The 16,333-nt window shown below is 41.6% G+C and carries 17 protein-coding genes; 8 read left to right on the top strand and 9 right to left on the bottom strand.

From position 1 onward, the window contains the following. The first annotated feature begins 324 nt into the window (after positions 1-324). The 5 genes from BUB73_RS03380 to BUB73_RS03360 all read left to right on the top strand — a co-directional run bounded on the left by BUB73_RS03380 (position 325) and on the right by BUB73_RS03360 (position 5,870). On the top strand, positions 325-1,194 hold the full coding sequence (locus BUB73_RS03380) for an Abi family protein (protein WP_073283636.1): 870 nt from the start codon (positions 325-327) through the stop codon (positions 1,192-1,194). Positions 1,195-1,438: 244 nt separating this feature from the next. After that, the gene (locus BUB73_RS03375; protein ID WP_073283573.1) at positions 1,439-4,234 is read left to right on the top strand and encodes an AAA family ATPase; all 2,796 of its coding nucleotides are present in this window, start codon (positions 1,439-1,441) and stop codon (positions 4,232-4,234) included. 1 nt (position 4,235) lies between these two features. After that, complete coding sequence (locus BUB73_RS03370) at positions 4,236-4,643, top strand: hypothetical protein (RefSeq protein ID WP_139259100.1); 408 nt, start codon at positions 4,236-4,238, stop codon at positions 4,641-4,643. Then, positions 4,636-5,055 carry a hypothetical protein gene (locus BUB73_RS03365; RefSeq protein WP_073238609.1) on the top strand — a complete coding sequence of 140 codons (420 nt, stop codon included), beginning with the start codon at positions 4,636-4,638 and terminating at the stop codon, positions 5,053-5,055. Before BUB73_RS03370 ends, BUB73_RS03365 begins: the two co-directional genes overlap by 8 nt. 14 nt (positions 5,056-5,069) lie before the next feature. Further along, complete coding sequence (locus BUB73_RS03360) at positions 5,070-5,870, top strand: hypothetical protein (RefSeq protein WP_073238612.1); 801 nt, start codon at positions 5,070-5,072, stop codon at positions 5,868-5,870. Positions 5,871-6,010: 140 nt separating this feature from the next. Here BUB73_RS03360 and BUB73_RS03355 read toward each other — a convergent pair whose 3' ends face one another. The 4 genes from BUB73_RS03355 to BUB73_RS03340 all read right to left on the bottom strand — a co-directional run bounded on the left by BUB73_RS03355 (position 6,011) and on the right by BUB73_RS03340 (position 9,209). Beyond that, a complete protein-coding gene (locus tag BUB73_RS03355) occupies positions 6,011-7,210 on the bottom strand; it encodes a type II toxin-antitoxin system HipA family toxin (RefSeq protein ID WP_212668356.1) in 1,200 nt (399 codons plus the stop codon). 71 nt (positions 7,211-7,281) lie between these two features. Then, the gene (locus BUB73_RS03350) at positions 7,282-7,584 is read right to left on the bottom strand and encodes a helix-turn-helix domain-containing protein (protein ID WP_073157900.1); all 303 of its coding nucleotides are present in this window, start codon (positions 7,582-7,584) and stop codon (positions 7,282-7,284) included. A 142-nt stretch (positions 7,585-7,726) separates the two neighbouring features. Beyond that, on the bottom strand, positions 7,727-8,623 hold the full coding sequence (locus BUB73_RS03345; protein ID WP_073283571.1) for a nucleotidyl transferase AbiEii/AbiGii toxin family protein: 897 nt from the start codon (positions 8,621-8,623) through the stop codon (positions 7,727-7,729). Beyond that, the gene (locus tag BUB73_RS03340; RefSeq protein WP_217650910.1) at positions 8,616-9,209 is read right to left on the bottom strand and encodes a type IV toxin-antitoxin system AbiEi family antitoxin domain-containing protein; all 594 of its coding nucleotides are present in this window, start codon (positions 9,207-9,209) and stop codon (positions 8,616-8,618) included. Before BUB73_RS03340 ends, BUB73_RS03345 begins: the two co-directional genes overlap by 8 nt. Before the next feature lie 240 nt (positions 9,210-9,449). Between BUB73_RS03340 and BUB73_RS03335 the strand changes: the two genes are divergently transcribed. Continuing rightward, the gene (locus BUB73_RS03335) at positions 9,450-11,810 is read left to right on the top strand and encodes a TOTE conflict system archaeo-eukaryotic primase domain-containing protein (RefSeq protein ID WP_217650909.1); all 2,361 of its coding nucleotides are present in this window, start codon (positions 9,450-9,452) and stop codon (positions 11,808-11,810) included. Here the strand turns inward: BUB73_RS03335 and BUB73_RS03330 are convergent, their stop codons facing one another. The 5 genes from BUB73_RS03330 to BUB73_RS03310 form a co-directional block, all read right to left on the bottom strand. After that, on the bottom strand, positions 11,811-12,278 hold the full coding sequence (locus BUB73_RS03330; protein WP_139259099.1) for a hypothetical protein: 468 nt from the start codon (positions 12,276-12,278) through the stop codon (positions 11,811-11,813). Next, positions 12,262-12,867 (bottom strand): mobile mystery protein B, encoded by a 606-nt coding sequence (locus tag BUB73_RS03325; protein ID WP_073283559.1) that lies wholly within the window; start codon positions 12,865-12,867, stop codon positions 12,262-12,264. Before BUB73_RS03325 ends, BUB73_RS03330 begins: the two co-directional genes overlap by 17 nt. Next, positions 12,867-13,310 (bottom strand): mobile mystery protein A, encoded by a 444-nt coding sequence (locus BUB73_RS03320; RefSeq protein ID WP_073157883.1) that lies wholly within the window; start codon positions 13,308-13,310, stop codon positions 12,867-12,869. The genes BUB73_RS03325 and BUB73_RS03320 overlap by 1 nt, the downstream gene beginning before the upstream one ends. A gap of 270 nt (positions 13,311-13,580) precedes the next feature. Further along, complete coding sequence (locus tag BUB73_RS03315; RefSeq protein ID WP_139259098.1) at positions 13,581-13,985, bottom strand: putative toxin-antitoxin system toxin component, PIN family; 405 nt, start codon at positions 13,983-13,985, stop codon at positions 13,581-13,583. 11 nt (positions 13,986-13,996) lie between these two features. Continuing rightward, positions 13,997-14,239: an AbrB/MazE/SpoVT family DNA-binding domain-containing protein gene (locus BUB73_RS03310; protein ID WP_073157877.1), complete on the bottom strand. Its 243-nt coding sequence runs from the start codon at positions 14,237-14,239 to the stop codon at positions 13,997-13,999. 53 nt (positions 14,240-14,292) lie between these two features. Here BUB73_RS03310 and BUB73_RS03305 point away from each other — a divergent pair, with 53 nt between their 5' ends. Both BUB73_RS03305 and BUB73_RS03300 read left to right on the top strand, forming a co-directional pair. Next, positions 14,293-15,270, top strand: a complete 978-nt coding sequence (locus tag BUB73_RS03305; RefSeq protein WP_073283555.1) for a hypothetical protein — start codon at positions 14,293-14,295, stop codon at positions 15,268-15,270. Positions 15,271-15,297: 27 nt separating this feature from the next. Next, positions 15,298-16,329: an alcohol dehydrogenase gene (locus BUB73_RS03300; protein WP_073283552.1), complete on the top strand. Its 1,032-nt coding sequence runs from the start codon at positions 15,298-15,300 to the stop codon at positions 16,327-16,329. Positions 16,330-16,333: the final 4 nt, after the last annotated feature.

Genomic DNA, 16,333 nt, shown 5'->3' with positions numbered 1-16,333 from the left:
TTGCATCGACAAACGTCATCCTGAGGCGCGTCGCGCCGAAGGATCCAGACCCGCAAAAAATTAGACCGTAGCCTAACCGCTGCGGTCTTTTTTTATAAAAGGGGACGTCTCCCCCTGGTTCGCACTTTGTTGCTCTCCACCCCCTCTACGTGGGCTCAGACGCCGCCCCCGTAACGCCCCGGCTTACTTCCTGCTAAAATAGGGGCTAATTCTTGCCTAGACGGGCGAATGGGCGCTTGCTTTTCTTTGAAATAGATTGTATATTTGAAACAACAGGACCCCCCGCACCTCTCATTGATGTGTCCCAGGGGGGACATTTTTTTTATGGAAACAAAAAAGGCAACAACTTATAGGGAACAAGTAGAAAAAATCAAACAACGTGGCTGTTGTATTGAGAATGTTGATGATGCTGTTCGCTGCCTTGAGTCCATAAATTATTACAGATTGTCCGCATATTTCCTGCCATTTAGAAAAGCCGATGGTACCTATAATGCCGGAACAAGTTTCTCAAGAATTGTGCAGATATATGAATTTGATCGACTATTGAGAAGATCGCTTTTTTCGGCTCTTGAAGAAATAGAAATTTCTATGAGGGCGAGACTTGCTTATTTCCATGCGCATAAATATAGTCCGGTTGGCTATTTGGATGCGTCGATTTATTCTCGCTGGCACAAACACCAAAAATTCCTAGAAACTTTCAATAGAGAAGTTGAACATAGTTCTAATGTTCCTTTTGTGAAGCATCACCAGGATTGCTATGATGGAGTGTTCCCTATTTGGGTGGCCGTAGAATTGTTTTCGTTTGGCATGCTGTCCTATTTTTATGCGGACCTTGTTCTTGCGGATCAAAAACACTTTGCGAGTGAATGTTATAAGACCGTCCCGAAAAATCTAAAAAGTTGGCTAAGGTGCGCAACAGACTTGCGAAATATCTGTGCCCATTATGGAAGGCTTTACTATAGGATTTTCTCCGCAATCCCTGCAAACATTGAGGAAGTTGAAGAAAAGGATGAACGCTCTCTTTGGGCGGCGTTCCTTGCTGTGCGAAACTTGTATCCGAATCCTCGAAAGTGGAACGAAGAATTTCTCCCGTCAATTAAGGCGTTGTTTGAAAGGTATTCGTCAGCCATTCAGTTGGAACACATCTCTTTCCCAAAAGATTGGGCGGTGAAGGCAATTGCCAAGGAAGTGTAATCCTTGACGGAATCATCAGCTCGGCATATCGTCTGATGATTTACGAAACTTTTTTCCGCAAAAAAAGCGAGGAACTTCCTCGCTAGCGATGGACCTGGGTCTTGCGATTTATCATCGATTCAAACTATGTAGAGCATGTCCCTATCAAGACGTATGTTCGATATTTTGTGAATATAGGGGACATTTTTTGTTTTTGACATAAAAAGTCACCAGATTTTAATAGATTTAGATTGAAGGTGCTGAGATGAATCTTAAAGAGTTGCTGAAATTTCTTTTTCCTGAATACCAGATTTTTACTGCGGCAAAGAACTTGCCTCAGGGTTTGAGGGCAACCCCAAAAGTACAATCTACATCGTCTGTAGAAAAAACGGTATTGAAAAGCGAATCGAAATCGGAATCTGTGAAATCAGAACCGAAAGGGCATGAACCGGAAAAAGGGTTCGCTACGATTTTTACAAGACAGGATTCCAAGGCTTCAGCACATGCTGTAAAGGACAATGCAAAATCTTTTAATTTTAATCCTGTTCCCAAGGAACTTGCAAAAATTTGGATTGGGTCTGAAAAGGATATTCAATCCTTGGTTACTGCATTTAAGCGTCCTTTTGTAAGTGGGTACGAAGAAGAAAAGCCGAAAAACTCCATTCTTCTTTTGGGACACCTTAGTAGGGGAAAGGCTTATGCAATCCAGTGCATCAGTAAAATTCTCTGCCAACAAAAAATTTTGACATCATCGTCTGCGGAGATTATTGATCTTGGCCGTTATGCGAGCGATTCTTCTGGAACTTTGTTCTTGAGCGATATATATGCTTGCCTGAAGTCTAAGGCTGATGTCATTATATTTGAGCAACCGGAAAAAGCAGGGGCTGGTGAATTGGATATTCTTCAGCAGTTGTTGGAAAATGGCGTTTGTAAACTGAATAAGCGTTATGTGTCTAATAACGGAATGCTGATGGATGCGACGGGAGTTCTTCACTCCAATCCGATTTCTGAAATTTCTGCCAATGGCAAATTTTTTGTTTTTATTAGTACACTTCCCAAGGCGAAAATACTTTCTGTTCTTGGGAATAAGATTACGAAATTGTTCGGTGATGTTATTGAACTGGAACCGATCTCGCAAAAGCAACTTCAGGATATTGCATTTACGGAATGCAGGGCTTTGATTGACAAATGTTCTCGGATGCTTCATATTGAAGCGTCTTTTGATGATGATGTTGTCAATGCACTTGTGAAGATATTTTCAAAAGATGCAGGTATCAAGGGCTTAAAGAAGTTCGTAGAAGAGTTCCTTTACAAGGGCCTCACTGAAATGCTTTTGCAAAATGCAATTGCGACGAATACGAAGATTCATCTTACCAGTGTAGAAAATGAATTCTTTGTATCTCTAGCCTCTGGCAAAAAATTGAATTTTGCTGATTATTCCAAAGATATAAATGCTTCGGAATTGGCTGATGTCAAGAAGGAACTTGACAACATTATTGGTCTGAAAAAGGTGAAGGATTACATTCGTGATTTGGAGACGAATGTCAAAATTCAGCAAATCAGAACGGCCAATGGTCTTCCGAAAGCGGATATCTCCATGCACATGATTTTTGCTGGAAATCCGGGAACGGGAAAGACTACTGTTGCGAGGATTGTCGCGAAATACCTGAAGGCTATAGGAGTGCTTTCCTCGGGGCATTTACGCGAAGTGACAAGAGCTGATCTTGTTGGACAATATCTTGGGCAAACCGCACAGAAAACAAATGAAGTCATCAATAGTGCTCTCGGTGGAGTCCTGTTTATTGACGAAGCCTATTCGCTTTGTCGAGATGCCGGAGATCCGTTTGGGCTTGAAGCCATAGACGCTATTGTAAAGGGGATGGAAGATAATAGGGAGAATCTTGTCGTCATTTTGGCTGGCTATGAATTGGAAATGAAGGATTTTCTTAAGACAAATTCCGGATTGAAATCCAGGTTCCCTAATATTGTTCATTTTGAAGATTACAGCTCCAAAGAAATGCTTGACATTGCAAAAGTTACTGTTAAGTCCAAGGGGTACAAAATGGATGCGGATTGCGAAAAACCGCTTCTTAGGATATTTGAGGCTTCGCAGGTCAAGGGCAAAAATGATGGCGGAAACGGAAGACTTGTCCGTAATGTTGTGGAGGCCGCGATTTTACAACAGTCGAAGCGTGTCGTGAAAAATCCTGTGAATTTGGATCTTTTAATTCCTGAAGATTTTGGATGCTTTGGACCTAAGGATTTTGATCTTGAAAGCGAATTGTCAAAAGTTATTGGACTTGATTCCGTCAAACAGTACATCCGGAGCTTACAAGCTCGCTTAAAGCTTAAGGAGGCTCGCAAACAAGCTGGATTGAAAACCTCTGACACGCAAACGATGCACATGATTTTTGCAGGCAATCCAGGCACCGGTAAAACGATGATGGCCAGGACCGTTGCGAATGTCCTTTACAATATGAATGTAATCACCACGAATAAGTTGGTGGAAACGGATCGCTCGGGACTAGTGGCCGGCTATGTTGGGCAGACAGCCATAAAGACAAGAGAGGTCATTGAGTCTGCACTCAACGGAGTCCTATTTATTGACGAGGCATATGCACTTGCCCAAGGTGGCCCTAATGACTTTGGCCGCGAGGCGATAGATACCCTTGTTAAGATGATGGATGATAATCGCGATAGATTGGTGGTGATTCTTGCAGGTTACAGTAGGGATATGGAAAATTTCCTGAATCAAAATGCTGGCTTGCATTCTCGATTTGCAAACATCATTGAATTCCCAGATTATTCTACGGATGAACTTATGCAAATTGCGGGCAAGTTCTACGGTGACCAGGGATATATTTTGGATGACGGTGCTAGCGAATGCTTGCGGAAAAATTTTGAATCAGCAAAGATGAACCCTCAATTTGGCAATGGTCGATATGTAAGAAACATCTTTGAAAAATCCCTGAATAATCAAGCTCTTCGACTGAGTGATTCCAATGATTTTTCCAAGACTGCGCTTACAACCATTACGGCCTGTGATTTGGAGGGGGTGTAGTGTGAATCAAGGAAACAGGTTCGGTGCTTACGCTTGGTCCATGAATGTACTTGCTGCGTGGATCATATTACTTTTTGTAACGATTGTTGAAGCTATAATATGTGTATCCATTTTGGATGGAACCTTGACTGTTGTATCGGGGAATTTGGCGATTACACTTGTCACTTTATTTTTCTTCATTCCTCCTTTTGTAATTACAGAGGAAATCTTTCAAGAAATTTATATAAGGAATCCTCTAATTCGCCCCCTGTATGCGACTACTTTAGCTTATTTAACAATCGTTGCGTTGATTCAGATATCGTATGCGATTTTTAATTCAAATTTGATTGCTTTGGGATTTTTGCTTCTTGGACGTTTTGTAATGTGCCTTTTCTTTCAAAAATATCCGATGGATTCTTTGAATGTTTGATTCGGTAAGAACATTTTTTGCAGGAATGTGGTTTTGCTTAGTGCTGATTCCCACTATGGTATTGGGAGCACTTTTTTATTTAGGAATCTTAATGTTTATTCTATCTATGCTTACTACGGGCTATAGTTTGCCTAGTTTTGGACTGACATATTTTAAAATAGTGTCTATTCCTTTTTTGCTGACAAATATATTTTTTAGACGTTGCTATACCATGATTGACAAACTTTATCCGTTCAGTATTTTTGCTCTGTGTAATTTTTTTATTGTTGCGTTGGCTGAAAAAATTCTTGCTTATGGATTTGATGTCATTGAACCAACAAGGCATCTGTTGACAATTATTGCTGTAATAGTTCAAGTATTGGTGTGTAGAATTATTATGGGATTTTATTTTAGAAAACATCCGTTTAATTAGGATATAGAATTTTTATGGAACAGAAAAAACGTAAAATGAAAATTGAAGGGGTTGCTCACGCTGAGCTGAATGGTGGAGAAACTTCTTCCTCTAGATTGGGGATTGAAAAAGATACTCCTGACATTCAATCCTTTTCTCCGGCACAAAATGAATCTTTACGAAAGGATATGAAAACGGAAACATCGAAGGATGATGTCGATGTCAAACAGAAGGAAAAAATTGATAAGTTTTCCGATGCTGTGGATGGAAACAAGGATTGTCTTCATGAAAATTCTTCGCCTGAAACGGTCGTTCGTCGTAAAAAGAGATTGGTACTTTGGTCAGCAGTTTTGGCAGGACTTTTGGCAATTTCTTTTGCAGTGCGAGGTGTTAGTCCCATGGACACCCCTATTAGCACGAGTGTTGGTGCTCAGGAAATCTTGAAACAGCAGTGGTCGGACAAATTGGAACTTGGGGCTAGGTTAGTAAAGAACGATGATCAAATAACCGTTCGGCAAGCGGATATGGTAATAACGCATGACAAGACTGAAAAGTCGACTAAGGTTCATATTTGGGACTATGCCGCTGAGGATGGAGATTATGTTCAACTTAAAGTAGATGGAGTTGCTATTACAGAACCGTTTATGATACATCACAAACAAGTTTCTTTTGATGTTCCCGCAGAATCCAAAGTGGAAGTCGTTGGAATTCGTGATGGCGGTGGTGGAATTACATATGCAATTCGTTATGATGTTAATGGTACTGTTTATCTCAATGGCATGGGTATCGGTGGCTCTAATACATATACATTGACTCGAAGCCAAGTGACGGAATAGTTTTTGAAGGAAACAACCCATAACGGATTCGTTATGGGCTGTTTTTTTGTATTAAACGCTATATCCGGGACCGTGTGTATTCAAATCCACTAGCGGTTTATTTACTTTCTTCCTTTTCTTTATTACGAGTTCTGTTTTATTCAAACACCATCTTTTGTTCTAAAGGCCGTTGCGATAAATTCTTGCTCGCTTCGCGAAATGCCTATGTCTGTTGCGACCTTTTGCCACTTTGAAACAACGTCGTTTGTTTTTTTGATAATCCTGTTTGCATCGCTTGGCGCGATGCCGAAATAGGGCGCAACTTCTCTTGCCAAATTGTAATCTAGATTTGCTTCGCTTTCGTTAATGTTCAACGAAAGTTCTGTTCCATATTCGTCGGGTGTCAAGTCATAAGCTGGTGACAGTGTCCAGCCTTTGGGCGTTAAGAGGAAACCGTGGTTTCTCAGGTGGTCGTCACAATTGGAAATGGCAATGTTGAAAATAATTCGTTTGAAAAGCTGCTCTAAGTTGCCTTGCACATTTACGCAATGTTCAGAAATCCACTCTACCAATTCAAGGTAGCTGGCTCCGGTTCCTCCATTAGCTCCATCGTTATAATCCAAATGCGTCATTGCCGATGTAAAATGCTTGCGGACGTTATTTTCTGTTCGGTCAAATCTTTTTGTTAAAAAAGTGTGATATTTGGAACCGAGTTTAATGCATTTAAAGTCGCTGATTTCTACACCGCATTTTTTTGCAAGAGTCATGCAGACAGTTTCCCAAGCTCCGACATCTTTTCGATCTTTTTTACTTGGGAACTTGGCTATCCATAGATGACCATGTTCATCGACAACATTTGCTTTTGGTCGCGCTCCTCCGAGAGAACTTCCTGGACGTAATAGCATTTTTAACCAACGGTCATCAATGGAATTTTCATCCTGTTCCAATTTTAGGCTGGCGGCCTCTAATTTTCGAAGGGATTCCCAAGGTGGTGTCGCTAGTTCTTTGTCGTTGTCGATGAAATCACCGTCAAGACTCTGTTTGAATCGCAGGGCTCCCATGCGGCTCTCATCAAAAACTCCCAGTAGATAATCTAATTCAGTCCTGGGAATTACGGGGCGTCCTTCCTTTCTAGCCAAAATAGTTTCCCTGCGGTCAATGAGTTGTCGCCCCCAACGGTCGGGAGTGGAATCTAAGAAAACGCCAAAGTTATCTTTGTCAGTAGGTGCGTATTGTTTTCCCCGAAATAGGCTTAGGTTAGGATCAAAAATTTGAAAAATGGGATTGTTTAACCAGAACTTGTCAAATTCAAAGGAGAAGATGCTTTTGCCTCGTTGCAAGGTTTCTTGCAGAATGCCCATGAGAACAGGCTCGAGGACCTGCTCGTTATGGAAGAATACGTATACGGACCGATTATTCATTTTGCGAGACCTTATTTCTTGCTGGCGCGTTCTCTTACGTTTAGTTTTGCGTCTTGGAGTTTTCTGCCGAGTTCGTCATCTTTTGCTACAAGGAGTATATCACTTGCAAGTCCCAACGCAATCAGTACCCTAAAATAATGGCCCATGGAGACGCCTTCATCACCGCTTTCGATTTTTATCAAGGTGCCACGAGAAATGTCTGCCCGTTCGGCGATTTGTTCTGCCGAGAGGTCGCGGCGAAGTCTGGCTAGTTTTATCTGCTTGCCAAGGTTATTTAAAATTCTTTTCTGCGATGGTAATAATGCTCTTTTCATAATGTTTTATATAATGTACAAAAATTGTTTGAAATGTTCAATATATTGAACATTATGAATGAACTTTATGGACTTGTCTATGAACTTGACCATTTAGATGAAAATGTTCCTGTACTGGTAAGAATGCGTCAAAAGCGTCCTTTTATACCCATTTTTGTTCGTCACTTTTCCATTCTAGTAAAAAGTCTTTATTGTTGAAGCATGCTTGTATTGGCAATTCAAGAAATTTCTGCAAAGATGCGATAACATCTTGGAATGGAATTTCGGACAATTTTGCTTTTTTCAGAAAAGCTTTCCACTTGGTTCCCATAGATTGATCGTTGTGAAATTGAAGGACTTTCTGAAAACGATTCATATCGTAATTACGTTGTCGATTTTCGAAGGTCCTCGCGATGGCGGTTTTCAATGTTGCACCATCAAAATCAAAATTTTGAAGAATGAAGTGAATGTCAAAATAGTCTTTCATTCGGCTGGAAAGTTCCATTCGATCAAGGATTGCGTCAATTTTTTCCGCGATGATTGTTTCTACGGGGTAAACTCTTACTTGAGGGCATGAAAACCCTTCGACTTGAACAGGAAAGGTTGCTGTTTTTGGTTTTGGAATGATTGTGTCTCCAAATCCAAAATCAATGTTTATCCCTGTACGGGTGTTTTTGATTTTCACGATGAGAAATGCAGAAACCCCAGTGTATTTCTTTTCTTTGGCAATCTCTTTTAGATTTGCCAATTCGAAAGTTACAAAGTCATTTTCTGATTCCGTATTTATTATCTCGTGAATGATTTCGCGCATTTTTTCTGGAGAATTTGAGAGGTTCTCAACGAGAAAATCTGCGTCTCGGGTTGTTCTGCTTCCAAAATTTGAAAGCGCGTAAATGAGCAGGCCGCCTTTCAAAATAAATGTATCTTTGTATTTTGAAAGGTTGATTCTGCGGATGAATTCTTCCTGGCAAAATAGCTGAAGGCTTTGCATGCTGTTCCAGCCCATTTCCTTGGATTTATTTCGTATTTTGGCAAGTACCGATGCTGCGCGATCAGCCATTGAACAGAACCTCCATAATTTCTCTAACTTTCTTTTGTACTCGCATTTTCCGGGCGTAATCCAGAAGTTTCATTAGATTCTTCTGAGGGTCGCTTGCGTAAGCGTTCAAGGCTTTGTTGAATAGCTCGCTGTCTATTTTGTTGCGGTACTTGAAGCAGTCGCAGACGCATCGTTCTCGGTCGTAAATTTTTAGTTCGAACCCGTTGAAGTTTTCCGTGCTTAGCCCAAGGTCGAAAAGTTCTTCTTGCACATAACGCGTTTTTAGAAAAAGGCCGTCAATTTTAAGTCTGGAACGTGAAAATGACCTAGGCACGGAAATTGTCCAATCCGTGGGGGCGTGATCGCTATAGCCGTAATAGTAGAGTGCCGATTCCATGCAGATGACTACATCGGGCAAGAGTTCTGCAAGCAGTCGTTCTTCTGCTATTTCGTTCGTCGGAACGGCACTGTACACGCCTTTGCGAACTCTGTAAAGTTTTCCGCTAGTGCAGAATCTAGACAGCTCGTCATTGTGGATTCCGTTTTCGTTGAAGTCGGATGTTCTGACAATGCCGTCGTATGAGGCTACAATATCGTGTGCTACCATGATTTTGGACATGGTCTAAATATACAATATTTAATACACAAATGCAAATGTTTGTGTATTGTTTATTGTGTGTAAAAATCTACGGCATATTTATAAATGTGCCGTAGAAATTTGTATGTTTTTTGTTTAAATTGAAGAATTGTGGGTCTTTTTCTTGCTTTTTTTATGAGAAAAAGACCTTGCTTGGCAATAACCCGAAATTTTAAACCATCGGTAAAAATTTAAATTTTACCGATGCATGTGTTTACCGAAACTCTTTCCGATCTTGAAGCTGAAAAATCAGCTCTGCTAAAACGCTTGCAGGAGATTGATGAGCGGATAGCCTTGCTAAAACGCTCCGCTGCTGTTATTGATAAATTTTCTCCTGCCTCGGAAAAGGTGAAGTTGTATCAGTCGCTTTTTCAGGGGCGTCCAGATGTCTATGCAAGGCGTTTTGAAAGTGCCAAAACGGGAAAGTCGGGCTATCAGCCGGTCTGTAAGAATGAGTGGGTGCCGGGAGTTTGCAACAAGCCAAAGGTAAAATGCGGAGATTGTTCAAGTCGATGTTTTTTGCCGATGACGGCATCGGTAATCGAAAATCACTTGAGAGGTGAGGAACCTTGCTGGAATGGTTCGCGCCCTTTTGTTGTTGGAATATATCCTCTTTTAGAAGATGACACCTGTAAATTCCTTGCAGTGGATTTTGATGATGGCGATTGGCTGGATGACGCATCTGCGTTTATGTCGGCCTGTAAGGCTGAAAATATTTTTGCTTCGTTAGAACGTTCCCGCTCTGGTTGCGGTGGGCATGTATGGATTTTCTTTGATGAATGCATTCCTGCGAAACTTGCTCGAGAGCTAGGTTCTGCTCTGATGACGAAGGCCCTTGATTTGCGTCCGCAAATTGGAATGAATTCTTTTGATAGATTTTTCCCGAATCAGGATTTTATGCCAAAGGGTGGCTTAGGAAATCTGATTGCTTTGCCGTTACAAAAAAAGGCTCGTGAGAAAAATCATTCGTCGTTTATAAATCCTGATACCGGTGATGTTTATGAGGACCAATGGGCGTACCTTTCTTCAATACAGAAAATAGGCAAGAGTTTTGCTGAAGATTATGTTTTTAAGGCCAAGTCCCATCGTGAAATTTTGCCTGTTTCAGATGCTTCTGTTGACGATGAACCATGGAAAAGTAGTCCGAGTTATCCTGAAATAAAGGCTGTATTACCGCAAAAAATAAACATCACTATCAGCAATCAAATTTTTATTGAATCTGCGGGGTTGCCTGCCTTATTCCGAAATAGAATTTTGAGGTTGGCATCATTTCAGAACCCGGAATTTTATCAGGCGCAGGCCTTGAGATTGCCGGTGTGGGGAAAACCAAGGATTCTTTATTGTTATGATTTTTACCCGAAGCATATCGCGATTCCTGTTGGTTGCTTTGACAAGTTGATTAATTTGCTGCAGCATTATAATATCGAACCTGTTGTTAATGATGAACGAAATTGCGGGCTGCCGATGGATGTTTCTTTTGAGGGAAATCTTTATCCTGAACAGTTGCTTGCTGCAGAAGCTTTGTTGAAACATGAAAATGGAATTTTGTCCGCGACAACAGCCTTTGGTAAGACAGTTGTTGCCCTGTGGCTTATTGCGAAACGAAAAGTCAATACATTGATTCTTGTGCATCGTACACAACTTATGGATCAATGGGTGGAGCGAATTTGCGCATTTCTAAATGTTCCCAAAAAAGAAGTTGGACAATTTAGCGGAACTAAGAAGAAGCATTTCGGTAAAATTGATGTGGCTCTGATTTCTAGCGTTTATCGTGATGGAAAAACTGTAGAATGGCTTAATGAATATGGGCAAGTTATTGTAGATGAGTGCCATCATATTTCGGCGTTTTCTTTTGAGCAGGCGGTTCGCCAAAGCGATGCTCTTTATAAGGTGGGGCTGTCGGCGACCTTGTCTCGTAAGGATGGGCAACACCCGATTGTTTTAATGAATTTGGGACCAGTGCGTTATTCTGTTAGTGCGAAGAAACAGGCTACGGAACGAGATTTTTCTCATTCTGTAATTGTGCGAAATACAGATTTTCGTCTCCAGAATGATGCCGCTAAATTGCAAATACAGGAAGTCTTTAACGAACTTTGGCAAGACGAAAAACGAAATGAGCTGGTTGCTGGTGAAATTTTACAGGCTTATAAGGAGCGTCGTCAAATTCTTGTGCTGTCTGAAAGGACAGAGCACCTGGACTGGTTTTACGAACGTTTGCATGCAGATGTTGAACACCTTTTTCTTTTGAAAGGTGGTATGGGAAAGAAACAGCTAAAACGCATTATGGAAGAAATCAATGATGCGAAGATTGATTCGAATATCGTAATTCTTGCAACCGGCCGTTACATTGGCGAGGGCTTTGACCTCAAGGAACTGGATACTTTATTCTTGCCTTTTCCTATTTCGTGGAAGGGAACGCTGGCGCAGTATGTGGGAAGATTGCATCGCGAATCTGTTGGAAAAACAGAAGTTCGCGTATATGACTATGTTGACGGGAATGTTCCTGTTTTGGCAAGAATGCATCAAAAGCGTGTTAAGGGATACGAGGCTCTTGGATATCACCTGTCGTGATTACTTCAGCGAAATCCTGTCGCGGTTCTGCCTTGTTTCGAAGTTGTAGTTCTTTTCGAGAAATTCCCTAGGCTGGTTGAAAAGTTCCGTAGCCTTTTTCAACGTAATGCCAGAAAAGATGAACCTGCATGCATCCTTGATGGATATGTTGTTCTGCTCGCACATTTTGAAAAATTCGTCGGCATTGTTGCACTTGATGTTCCTTGCGCCGGGAGCAAACTGAAATGTGTCGGCTACATCGTCGGAACAATCTTTCAGTGCAGAATAGAGCAGGGGCTCAATATCTTCGACAAAGCCCTTGCATGCCTTTAGGAAAGCAAAAAGTTGTGCCACATTTTTTTGATTTTCCTTAACGCTTGTGACGTCTCCATTTTGGAAAAATAAGGCTAGTGTATTCAGTCCGGCAAGAACGTCTCCTTCGGGAACGAATTCTCGCCAGTCCATAAGTTGATCAATTGGATTTTTCATAGTTTCCTTTGACAAATTCTATCAGGGCTTTGAAATCGCCACGGTCTGCATCATGAAGCGATTCTATGTACTTGTTACGCAAATCGGTTATATCAGTTAAATTGCCGTTTCCCCAATGCAACCTGTTTTCTCCATGCTGTTGCATAAACATGTCTGCCATCAGTCGGGAGACTCGTCCATTGCCATTGGGAAACGGATGTATTAAAACAAGTCTGTGGTGTAATCGAACCGCGATTTCCAAATTCGAGAAAGTTTGATTTTCTACCCAGAAAGAAACGTCGTCGAACAGAGCCTTTAATTTTGTTGGGATATGATATGGAGCCACACCAATATTTCTTTCTGTAGAACGGTATTCTCCAGCCCATTTCCAAACTTGACCGAACATTTTCTTATGCAACTTTCGCAAAAACGAATCATTTAAAACATCAATCCTTTTTTGATTGGTCAACCAAGTTTCTGCTTCCAGAATATTTCTTGTTTCTAGCTCGTTCAGTTCTTTACGAGTAGTAATCCACCTGGGTTTGAGACCTTCGCGTTCTTCTGGCGACAGAGGTGTGGAGTTGTCATCAGTCGAAAAAATATCTGCCATCAATCGTCCCAAATTTGCTTGATATTTTTATTGATCATGTCATTTGTCAAATCTTCTAGAATGTGCGGGTCTTTAGCAAGCTGATCTTCGAGAGCCATGTTCGAGTTGACAATTGATAACGTTTTGGCAGCTTTCTGTTGGGCCTGGTTTTGAATCATTTTATCTAAGGGTTCTTTTGGAACAAAACCATAAACGAAATCGCAGCCCAATCCACTTGCGATTTTTTTCATTGTGGAAATTTTGAGATTGTCCTCGTTCTGCTCCATTTTTGCAATACGAGGTTGACTAACACCAAGCCTATTTGCGAGCTGCAACGCAGTCATCCCAAGAGCCTGGCGGATGGACGAAATCCAGCCCTGCTTTGGCGGAACATGATCCACGACATTAGCAAAGCCCTCTATTTTGGTTGTGAGCGAGCGAAGGAGCAATATTCTTTGATTCATTATATAACTTTTAAGTTTTATTTTTCTGTATAAAAATAACAAAAAGATTATACAAACGCAATAAGAACATAACACTAGTGTTATATGTTCATGAAATCTATTGATATTGTAAGGAATGCTGATAAAGTTCAAGAATCCATCTCCTTCCCTGCGGACATGCGAAAACGGCAGGGCATAAACCAAAGTTTGCCAAATGCACTTTTGTGCACTATAAAAATATAGTTTAGAAAATTTTGGATGTCAAGGGGCAATAAACGAAAAGATTCCGGCTCAGTCCTCACTTTGCTTCGCAACGTACTTTTCTATGTACGCCGCTGGCGTCAGGATTTCTGGTCTAGCAAGATTCAGGTCCATAAAATCCTTGTCGCCTGTGACAAGGACATCAATATTCCCAGTAAACGCGCTCAGAAGCACCGGATAGTCATTTGGATCTCGGATTGGTACCACTTGTTTGAATTTTTCCGGGATGATTACAAATTCGAAAGATATAGCCGAGATGAATCTTTCTAAAGCTTCCGTCTTTGTCGAAAACTTTTTCTTGACGACTTTACGCAATTCATCAAGCAAAAAATTTGAAATCACAAGTTCATGAAAAGAGAAAACATTTTCAAGAAGCGAGTCAAATTTCTGCCCGGGGAATAAAAGCGCGGAAAGCAAGACGTTGGTATCGAGCATTACTCGCAATGCTAATCCCGTTCATCCTTGATCATCTTTGTGACATCGTATTCGCACTTTATGTCGGCGGCCATTGCCATGCCGGAAAATTCAGACTGGGCTTGACGCAGAGCCAGCATTGATGAATTCACAAGAACAATCAGGTTGCCTTGCTCAACAAAAGCCACATGGGAGCCTTCTTGAAGGCCCAGTTTTTTGCGGATTTCGATGGGAATGGTTACTTGTCCTTTTGAAGATACTTTTGCTGTCTCCATAATTCTTTACTTTCCTTACTTTCTTTACCTAAATATAATAACATTATTCGACAATGGCAACAAAGGAAAGAAAAACGTTTAACTATATTCTCCTTGACATAGCTTGGCAGAAATGCCGGGCGTTTGATTTTAGGGTATTTGTCCTTAATCTCGCAATCGAAATCTGGAAAATAGCAGAAAAGAAAATAATGAAGAAAATCCTCCTTATTCTAATGTCCTTCGCATGGAATGTTTTTGCCTTAGATTGCCTAAACATATTCGATCATAATGACTTTGGAGGAATGTATGCCTTTCCAGGTTATGTTTTAGACAGTACATATCGAGCCTATCCAATGGATGGTTGGGATGGCGAATCTTTTTTTACGGACTATTATTATGAGACCTCAAAATTAAAATGGGATGGCAATACGCTTTCTGAATTATGCAAATCAAAAAGAGTTGCCATGGACGATAAGGTTGAAGAATCGAACTACACGTGTGCACCATCGCCGGCTACAATTTCATACCAGCAAAAAGACGAATACTTTTCTGTTGTTGGGGATTTCCCAGATAGACCATGGCTAGACCAAAGAATATTCAAGGATTCCATCTTTATTCTCAACTACGAGTATACTGTTGATTCCATTTACAAAGTCATAAAGAATGATTCGATATTTATATACGCAAACAGGGGCCCCGATGATGATGGGGAAAGTAGAGAAGATGAAAAATTCGTTGTTGTAAGAGATCCTGCAAATAACAAGCATTGCCTGGAATACGAATACTACTATAATGGTGGCGATTGGAAAATAAAAAACAATGTCAGCAAAACCTATACCTTGGAAGAAACCGAAAATGGGTTTGTTGTCAAAGAGGCTGCAAGTGACAACGACTATACAATCGTTTATTTCGTGAAGATTGATTCAGAAAATACGACATCTATTGCGCGTAACAAACGTCCATCAAATATCAGGAAATTCCAATATTTTGATTTGCTTGGACGCCCTTCTGCAAAAAGAAGAAATCGTATCACGCCTGAGATTTTTTATTAAAGTAGAGCCAAAAATAACCCTACCACTATGAAAGCCTACGTCTATAAAGAACACAAGAAGTTTGAATTGATGGAAAAGCCGAAGCCTGTACTTCAGGATTCGAAGGATGCCATTGTCCGTGTGACCATGGGGAGCATCTGCACTAGCGATCTTCACATTAAGCATGGTTCTGTGCCGCGGGCGGTGCCGGGAATTACCGTGGGCCACGAGATGGTGGGCGTTGTGGAATCCGTCGGTGATGATGTGAAAAACGTGAAGGTGGGCGACCGCGTGACGGTGAATGTGGAAACTTTCTGCGGTGAATGCTTCTTTTGCAAGAATAGTTTCGTGAACAATTGTACCGACAAGAACGGCGGCTGGGCTCTGGGATGCCGCATTGATGGCGGCCAGACGGAATTTGTGCGGGTGCCTTTTGCAGATCAGGGCCTGAACAAGATTCCTGATTCTGTCAGCGACGAGCAGGCTCTTTTTGTAGGCGATGTTTTGGCTACAGGTTTCTGGGCGGCCCGCATTTCTGAAATCAAGACTGAGGACACGGTGCTGATTATTGGCGCTGGCCCTACAGGCATTTGCACGCTGCTTTGTGTGATGCTAAAGAATCCGGCGAAGATTATCGTTTGCGAAAAGGATGAAATGCGTCGCGAATTTGTGCGTAAGCATTATCCCCAGGTGATTGTGACTACGCCGGAGGAATGTGGTGCGGTGGTGCAAAGGGAAAGTGCCCACGGCGGTGCCGACGTTGTCATTGAAGTGGCCGGAACCGAAGACACTTTCCGCATGGCCTGGGAATGCGCAAGACCCAACGCCATCGTGACAGTGGTGGCCCTCTACGACAAACCTATGACGCTTCCGCTGCCTGAAATGTACGGCAAGAATCTCATCTTCAAAACCGGCGGTGTAGACGGCTGCGACTGCGCCGAAATTCTCGCCCTCATTGAGCAGGGGAAAATCGACACCACCCCGCTAATCACCCACAAGTTCCCCCTGCAGGACATTGAAGAAGCTTACCGCATTTTTGAAAATAAGCTGGACGGCGTGATTAAGGTGGCTATTGTGTAGATGC

Origin of the sequence: Fibrobacter sp. UWH6 (assembly GCF_900142465.1) — a bacterium.
Classification (GTDB): Bacteria; Fibrobacterota; Fibrobacteria; order Fibrobacterales; family Fibrobacteraceae; genus Fibrobacter.
Note: the sequence above shows the minus strand (reverse complement) of the source record. Positions and strands in the feature narration are given on the sequence as shown.